Annotated in this window: 7 protein-coding genes; 2 read left to right on the forward strand and 5 right to left on the reverse strand. The window is 60.9% G+C overall.

Annotated features, from left to right (window positions below):
- Window positions 1–290: 290 nt before the first annotated feature.
- A complete protein-coding gene (locus M5G26_RS27990; RefSeq protein WP_273917043.1) occupies window positions 291–1,190 on the reverse strand; it encodes a LysR family transcriptional regulator in 900 nt (299 codons plus the stop codon).
- Window positions 1,191–1,440: 250 nt separating this feature from the next.
- Here M5G26_RS27990 and M5G26_RS27995 point away from each other — a divergent pair, with 250 nt between their 5' ends.
- Window positions 1,441–2,460 (forward strand): alpha/beta hydrolase, encoded by a 1,020-nt coding sequence (locus M5G26_RS27995; protein WP_273917044.1) that lies wholly within the window; start codon window positions 1,441–1,443, stop codon window positions 2,458–2,460.
- A 108-nt stretch (window positions 2,461–2,568) separates the two neighbouring features.
- On the forward strand, window positions 2,569–3,996 hold the full coding sequence (locus tag M5G26_RS28000) for a mechanosensitive ion channel family protein (RefSeq protein WP_273917045.1): 1,428 nt from the start codon (window positions 2,569–2,571) through the stop codon (window positions 3,994–3,996).
- Between the two features lie 85 nt (window positions 3,997–4,081).
- Here the strand turns inward: M5G26_RS28000 and ycaC are convergent, their stop codons facing one another.
- The 4 genes from ycaC to M5G26_RS28020 all read right to left on the reverse strand — a co-directional run bounded on the left by ycaC (window position 4,082) and on the right by M5G26_RS28020 (window position 7,691).
- Window positions 4,082–4,705, reverse strand: a complete 624-nt coding sequence (gene ycaC, locus M5G26_RS28005; protein WP_007913541.1) for an isochorismate family cysteine hydrolase YcaC — start codon at window positions 4,703–4,705, stop codon at window positions 4,082–4,084.
- A gap of 70 nt (window positions 4,706–4,775) precedes the next feature.
- The gene (locus tag M5G26_RS28010) at window positions 4,776–6,614 is read right to left on the reverse strand and encodes an amidohydrolase (protein ID WP_273917046.1); all 1,839 of its coding nucleotides are present in this window, start codon (window positions 6,612–6,614) and stop codon (window positions 4,776–4,778) included.
- Between the two features lie 44 nt (window positions 6,615–6,658).
- The gene (locus tag M5G26_RS28015) at window positions 6,659–7,285 is read right to left on the reverse strand and encodes an antibiotic biosynthesis monooxygenase (RefSeq protein ID WP_273917047.1); all 627 of its coding nucleotides are present in this window, start codon (window positions 7,283–7,285) and stop codon (window positions 6,659–6,661) included.
- Window positions 7,278–7,691 carry a DoxX family protein gene (locus M5G26_RS28020; RefSeq protein ID WP_273917048.1) on the reverse strand — a complete coding sequence of 138 codons (414 nt, stop codon included), beginning with the start codon at window positions 7,689–7,691 and terminating at the stop codon, window positions 7,278–7,280. Before M5G26_RS28020 ends, M5G26_RS28015 begins: the two co-directional genes overlap by 8 nt.
- Window positions 7,692–7,925 lie beyond the last annotated feature (234 nt).

Genomic DNA, 7,925 nt, shown 5'->3' on the forward strand with positions numbered 1-7,925 from the left:
CCCACAGGGTTTTGTGGCGTTTACATATTCCGCAGACAACCATAATCCAATGTGGGAGCGAGCTTGCTCGCGAATGCCGTGGGTCAGCCAATGATGTTTTGACTGACACACCGCTTTCGCGAGCAAGCTCGCTCCCACAGGGTTTTGTGGCGTGCGCAGATTCCGCAGACAACCACCATCAATTGTGGGAGTGAGCCTGCTCGCGATAGCGGTCATTCAGACACTGAAGCTGTGACAGACAGAATGCTATCGCGAGCAGGCTCACTCCTACAGTTTGATCTGCGTACGGCTCAAAGGGCGACGTTGTTCTGATTCAGGCGTTCGCGCAGGAACTCGACCAGCGCCTGCACCGGCCTTGAGGCCTGGCGATGCTGTGGGTAAACGGCTGAAAGTGTCAGCGGCTCCGGCCGCAGATCATCCAGCACCGGCACCAAGCGGCCATCCTTCAGCGCCGCGCCGACAATGAACGTCGGCAAATAGGTAATCCCCATCCCCTGCACTGCCGCATCCCTGAGCAACTCGCCGTTGTTCACGCGCATGCGCCCGGTGACGTTGACCAACAGCGGCTTGCCCTGCCCCGCATTGAACCGCCACTGCACCGAGCGCCCATGACCGTACGGCAGGCAGTCATGGCTGAGCAGATCTTCGGGTTGCTGCGGCGTGCCGCGCTCGGCGAGGTAGGCCGGGCTGGCGCAATACACCCGTTCAATCGACGCGATGCGCCGGGCGATCAATGTCGAATCTTCGAGCACGCCAATGCGCAGCGCCAGATCGTAGCCCTCACCGAGCAAATCCACCGGGCGGTCACTCAAATCCACCTCGACCGTGACCTCGCGATAGCGCTGCAAGAACATCGGCAGCAGACACCCCAGATGCGCCACGGCAAACGACAGCGGCGCACTCAGGCGAATCGTCCCGCGTGGCTCGGCGGTCTGCCCGGCGATGCCCTGCTCCACTTGCTCGACTTCGCCCAATAGGCGCAATGCCGATTCGTAATAGCTCTGCCCCAGCGGCGTGACGTCCAGGCGCCGGGTCGAACGGTTCAACAAGCGCACGCCGAGGCGCTCTTCCAGTTGCATCAAGCGTCGGCTGACGAACTGCTTGGACAGGCCCAGTTGATCGGCCGCGGAGGTGAAGCTGCCGGAGTCCATGACCTGGCAAAAAATACGCATGTCTTCGAACGGGTTCATTGTCACTCTCTGGTGGACAGTTAAACGCTTTATAGCCGCTTTTTCACTTTCGAGCAGCTCATTAATCTGTGCTCACGGTTTGAAAACAACCCTGAACAGGTAGGAGCTGCCGCAGGCTGCGATCTTTTGATCTTGATCTGCGGTGCTGCTGGAAAAGGGCAACAAACAGGATCAAAAGACCGTCCGATCGCGGCCCGAGCCTTCGGCAGCTCCTACACGAACGCATAAACACTCAAAAATGGAATTGAACATGAACATCAAGAAAACCCTCACCGCTTCCCTCCTCGCCCTGTCCATCGGCAACGCTTTCGCCGCTGAAAGCAGCGGCGTTGAACACAACACCCAAGCCTTCCTCAACGCCCTCGCCGCCGGCGGTGGCAAACCGCTGGAGCAACTGAGCCCGAAAGACGCCCGTGCAGTGCTGACCGGCGCCCAGGCTTCGGTGAAAGTGGATCTGTCCGGTGTTGAAGTCAGCGACAAGGCGATCAAGGTCGATGGTCAGACGATCAACCTGAAAGTGGTGCGTCCGGCCAAGGTCAAAGGCGAATTGCCGGTGTTCATGTTCTTCCACGGTGGCGGCTGGGTGCTCGGCGATTACCCGACTCACCAACGCCTGATTCGCGACTTGGTGGTGGGCTCTGGCGCCGTCGCGGTGTACGTCGATTACACGCCGTCGCCGGAAGCGCAGTACCCGACCGCAATCAACCAGGCCTACGCCGCGACCAAATGGGTGGCCGAGCACGGCAAAGATATCGGTGTCGACGGCAAGCGTCTGGCGGTGGCCGGCAACAGCGTCGGCGGCAACATGGCGGCGGTCGTCGCCCTGATGGCCAAAGAACAGAAAGCCCCGGCGCTGCGCTTCCAGCTGCTGATGTGGCCGGTGACCAACGCGCAGTTCGACGACGGTTCGTACCAGCAATTCGCCGAGGGCCATTTCCTCACCAAAGGCATGATGCAGTGGTTCTGGGACAACTACACCACCAACCCGGCCGAACGTGCGCAGATCCACGCATCGCCGCTCAACGCCAGCACCGAACAGCTCAAGGGCCTGCCCGCCGCACTGGTGCAGACCGCCGAATTCGACGTGCTGCGTGACGAAGGCGAAGGTTATGCGCGGCACCTTGATGCGGCGGGTGTGGCGGTGACCTCGGTGCGTTACAACGGGATGATTCATGACTTCGGTTTGCTTAATCCGCTGAGTCAGATTCCGGAAGTGAAAGCGGCGGTGCGTCAGGCAGCGGCTGAACTGAAAACCCACTTGCAGCCTTAACGGCAGAAGATCGCAGCCTTCGGCAGCTCCTACATTGGAATGCATTTCCCTGTAGGAGCTGCCGCAGGCTGCGATCTTTTTATTGGCAGACACTGCGGAGCTTCGGTCATGACCCTTTTCTACACTCACCTGCTGTCCTGGAGCGCCGCCCTGCTGCTGCTCGACGCCGTGCTCTGGCACTTCTCGCCGTTCACCCATCGTGCCCCGAGAGTCGCTGTGCGGCTGGTGCTGTTTCTGGCGTTCACCGCGCTGGTGATCAACGCCGGCGTCAGTCCGTTGCAAGCAGCACAATTTGCCGATGACCGCGTTGCGCAGTTGGGTGCGACGGCGTTGGGGATTCTCTGGTGGCTGTACGCGGCGCGGGTGCTGACCGAAGTCATCGGTTTGGCACTGATGCGCCGCATCGGCCACAGCGGTCGTTTGCTGCAGGACGTGATCGGCGCTCTGGTGTTTCTGGTCGCAACGGTCGCCGCGGCCGGTTACGTGCTGGAGTTGCCGGTGAAAGGTTTGCTGGCGACTTCGGGCGTGGTGGCCATCGTTGTCGGTCTGGCGCTGCAAAGCACCCTGGCCGATGTGTTTTCCGGGATCGTGCTCAACACCACCAAGCCGTATCAGGTGGATGATTTTGTGGTGATCGACGGCGTCGAAGGCAAAGTCTTCGACATCGACTGGCGCGCCACCCACCTGCTGACCAGCGCCGGAACCATGGCCGTGGTGCCGAACTCGGTGGCGGCCAAGGCAAAGATCGTCAACCTCAGCCGCCCGAACAACATGCACGGCGTGTCGATCAGCATTCAGGTGCCGAATCACATCCGCCCACGCCGGGTACTGGATGCACTTGATCGCACCTTGCAGGGCAGCAGTTCGCTGTTGCTGACGCCAGCGCCGAAAGCCGTGTTGAAAGAGGCCGGTGAAACCATGTCGGAATACGTCGCCAGCGGGTTCATCGCCGAGCTCGGCAAAAAAAGCGAAGTGCGCAATCAACTGTTCGACCTCGCCCACCGGCATCTCGAAGCAGCGGGTATTTCGCGGCACCCGGATGGCGTGATCGAACCGTCGACCCGTGCTCGTGCGTTGCTCGATGAGGTGAAAATCTTCCGCTCGCTGAGCAGTGAGGAACGTGATCGCCTCGCCGAATCGATGGTCGCGCAGCAGTATGCGGCGGGCCAGGTGGTGCTGGATCTGGACGAGGTGCCGGAGAGTCTGTTCTTGATTGCCACCGGGGTGGTCAGTGCGACGTTGGCGGACGGCGACAGCAAGGTTGAGGCTGGCCGGATGGGGCCGAGTGAGGTCATGGGTGAACAGAGCATTCTCGCGGATACACCGTCGCAGGCGACGTTCACGGCGTTGACGTCGAGCATCATTTATCGTCTCGACAAGAGCCTGACTCGTCAGTGCATGGAACAGCGCACGGAGGTGGGTCGGGCGTTGAATAAATTGCAGGCGGTGCGTCAGCAGAACAGTCGCCTCGCGTTGATGGGCAAACCGGTGGTGGTGAGGAAAGGTGGTTTTTTGGGGTGGCTTCAAAAGCGTTGAAAGCAAAAGATCGCAGCCTGCGGCAGCTCCTACATTGGAATGCGTTCCCCTTGTAGGAGCTGCCGCAGGCTGCGATCTTTTGAGCTTACTTAGCGGTGAACTTGGTATAGCTGTTGATCAGGTTGCGGTAGTTAGGCAGACGCTCCGACAGCAGATGCGCCAAACCTTCCATGTCGTTGCGCCAGTCGCCCTGCAGCTCGCACGCCACCGAGAACCAGTTCAGCAGGTGTGCACCCGCCGCCGACATCCGCGCCCACGCCGCTTGCTGCACGGTAGTGTTGAAAGTGCCCGACGAGTCAGTCACCACAAACACTTCGTAGCCTTCAGCAATCGCCGACAAGGTCGGGAACGCCACGCAAACGTCAGTCACCACACCAGCAATGATCAGTTGCTTGCGCCCGGTAGCCTTGATTGCTTTAACGAAATCTTCGTTGTCCCAGGCATTGATCTGCCCCGGGCGTTGAATAAACGGTGCATCCGGGAACTGCTCACGCAGCTCAGGCACGATCGGGCCGTTGGGACCTGCGTCGAAACTGGTGGTCAGAATGGTCGGCAGCTTGAAGAACTTGGCGATGTCGCCCAGCGCCAGCACGTTGTTCTTGAATTCGTTCGGGGTGAAATCCTGGACCAGCGAGATCAGGCCGGTCTGGTGATCGACCAGCAGTACGACCGCATCATCTTTGTTCAGACGTGTGTAAGGAACGCTCATGGGAAAACTCCTGATGGACGGATGGATGAAGCGTTGAGCGCCGACCGGATGGCCGGCGCTTCAGGGGGAATCAGAAAGCGAAGCAGGAACAGCCGAACGCGCCCCAGAAACCGACGAAGTCGCTGACCGGCGCATTCGACATCCGCGCCTTTTCATGGCTGTGGGTGTGCACCGCGCACGGGCCGCTGCACTGGTGCACCTGCGCCTGCAATGGCGAATTCGGCCGCCAGTGGCCCGGGACTTTCACCACCGGCGACCAATCCGGCAGCACCGGAATCGAACGCGGGCCGAGGTCTTCAAAGTCGCCGGCCGCGTAAACAATCTTGCCGCCGACCACGGTCATGACCGATTCGATCCACTTGATCGCTTCTTCCTCGACATGGAAGAAGTCCGCGCTCAGCGCCGCCAGATCCGCCAGTTGCCCGACCTTGATCTGGCCTTTCCTGCCCTGCTCCGAGGAGAACCAGGCGCTGCCGTGGGTGAACAGTTCCAGCGCGGTGGTGCGCGGCAAACCTTCTTCGTACAAGGCCAGACCGCCGACGGTGCGACCGCTGACCATCCAGTACAACGAGGTCCACGGGTTGTAGCTGGAAACACGCGTGGCATCAGTGCCGGCGCCGACTGGTACGCCTTCGGCGAGCATGCGTTTGATCGGTGGGGTGGCTTCGGCGGCTTGCTTGCCATAGCGGTCGACGAAGTACTCTCCCTGGAACGCCATGCGATCCTGAATCGCGATGCCGCCGCCCAGCGCTTTCACACGCTCGATGTTTTGCGGGGTGATGGTTTCGGCATGGTCGAAGAACCACGGCAGACCGTTGAACGGAATGTCGCGGTTGACCTTCTCGAACACGTCGAGCATACGGCTGATGGATTCGTTGTAAGTCGCGTGCAAACGGAACGGCCAGCGCTGCTCGACCAAGTGGCGCACCACCGGCTCCAGCTCTTCTTCCATGGTTTGTGGCAGATCGGGGCGTGGTTCGAGGAAGTCTTCGAAGTCCGCCGCCGAAAACACCAGCATTTCGCCGGCGCCGTTGTGGCGCAGGAAGTCGTCGCCCTGATGCAACTTGACGCTGCCGGTCCAGTTCTGGAAATCGCTCAGCTCTTCTTTCGGCTTCTGGGTGAACAGGTTGTAAGCGATGCGCACGGTCAACTGGTCGTCTTTGGCCAGTTGCTCGATCACTTGGTAATCGTCCGGGTAGTTCTGGAAACCGCCGCCGGCATCGATCGCGCTGGTCAGGCCGAGGCGATTGAGTTCGCGCATGAACTGGCGGGTCGAGTTGACCTGATATTCCAGTGGCAGCTTCGGCCCCTTGGCCAGCGTCGAGTAGAGAATCATCGCGTTCGGCCGCGCAACCAGCATGCCGGTCGGGTTGCCATTGCTATCGCGGACGATCTCGCCACCCGGTGGGTTGGGCGTGTCGCGGGTGTAGCCGGCCACGCGCAGCGCGGCGCGATTGAGCAGCGCACGGTCATACAGGTGCAGGATGAACACCGGGGTGTCCGGCGCGGCCTGGTTGATTTCTTCGAGGGTCGGCATGCGTTTTTCGGCGAACTGGAATTCGTTCCAGCCACCGACCACGCGCACCCATTGCGGGGTCGGCGTGCGGTCGGCCTGATCCTTGAGCATGCGCAGCGCGTCGGCCAGCGACGGCACGCCTTCCCAGCGCAATTCGAGGTTGTAGTTCAAACCGCCACGGATCAGGTGCAAGTGCGAGTCGTTGAGACCCGGGATCACGCAGCGGCCGTGCATATCGACCACTTGCGTGTTCGGCCCGCGCAGGGCCATGGCCTGGTTGTCGTTGCCGACGACAACGAAGCGGCCGTCAGTGATGGCCACGGCACTGGCCAGCGGTTTGGTACGGTCTACGGTATGAAATTGGCCATTGAACAGAATCAGATCGGCGCTCATCGCAGTTCCTCAAGCAAAGTGAAAAGGAGCAAACCCCCGCGCGCTCAGCGTGGCGAGGTTTCTTGGGAATCGAGGTGTTCATGGGTCTGGCTGGCTTCGAGCCACGGCGTAAACAAACGGGTGACCGGCGGCATCACCACGTACACCACCGACAGAACGATGGTCAGGGTGATCAGGAACGTGGCGACCACGTAGTTGGAAAGAAGCGGATGCAGCGCCAGCAGCGGCCCCCAGATAAGCGGCACGAGCAAGGTGTGCGGCAGAATCACCAGCAGCGTGACCACTGCTTGCTTCCAGCGCGGCGGCGGCGAAGCGGCATCGGCCAGTGGGGTAAACCAGAATTCCTTGATCGGCGCGACTTCGGTCTGATCGCCATCAGCCAGCATTGGCGCGGCTTCGGCGACCAGTGCCTGACGCTGCGGCGATTCCAGCCAGCCTTGCATCGCCTCGGTGGTGCTGAAGCGCAGCACGCAGGTGTAGAAATCGAGACGACCGCGCTTGCCACGCACCACGTCCACACCCAGATGGCCTTCACGCTGCCCCGCCACGCGGACGATATTGCGCAGCCAGGCCTCGTACGCCGACTCGAAACCGGCCTTGACCCGGTGTTTGATGATCAATGTGACCGTCTCATCGGCCCCCGGTGACTGTGGATTGAGGACTTCAGGCATAACGCAACACTCCGGGCAAACGAGCAGAAATCGCCAGCCGTCCCGGCCCGGCGATCAACACGGTGGTAAACAGGATCAGCAGCAACCAGCCGAACTGCCCTTCGGCCACACTCCATTGCGGATGCACGACCAGCAGCGCCACCAGCAGCACAAAGAGAATAGGCACGCAGGCCAATCGCGCCAGTAACCCGGCGACGATCAGTAGCGGACAGAGGACTTCGGCAAAGATCGCCAGAATCAAGGTGAGGTGAGATCCGAGGTGGAACGGGTCTTCGATCAGTTGCAGTTGCGCGGTGAAGTCGAGCAGCTTGGGCAAGCCGTGGACCCACAGCAGAAACAACCCGCCGCTGACCCGCAGGAACAGCAAACCGATGTCGCGTGCCTGTTCATCTGTTGAGGCATTCATGACCCGACCCTTGAAATGTCATTGGCCGGAATCATGCCAATGATGGTCGGGAAGAAATTGGATGGGTGTGCTCAGTTCTGCGGCATTGATCGTTCCCACGCTCTGCGTGGGAATGCAGCCCGGGACGCTCCGCGTCCCCTCCAGAGCCGAACGCGGAGCGGCCGCTGAGGGATTCCCACGCTCTGCGTGGGGACGAGCCTGGAATCGCTATCGAATATCCCAACGCGGGAGCCG

Origin of the sequence: Pseudomonas sp. TNT2022 ID642, from assembly GCF_028656995.1 — a bacterium.
GTDB lineage: Bacteria > Pseudomonadota > Gammaproteobacteria > Pseudomonadales > Pseudomonadaceae > Aquipseudomonas.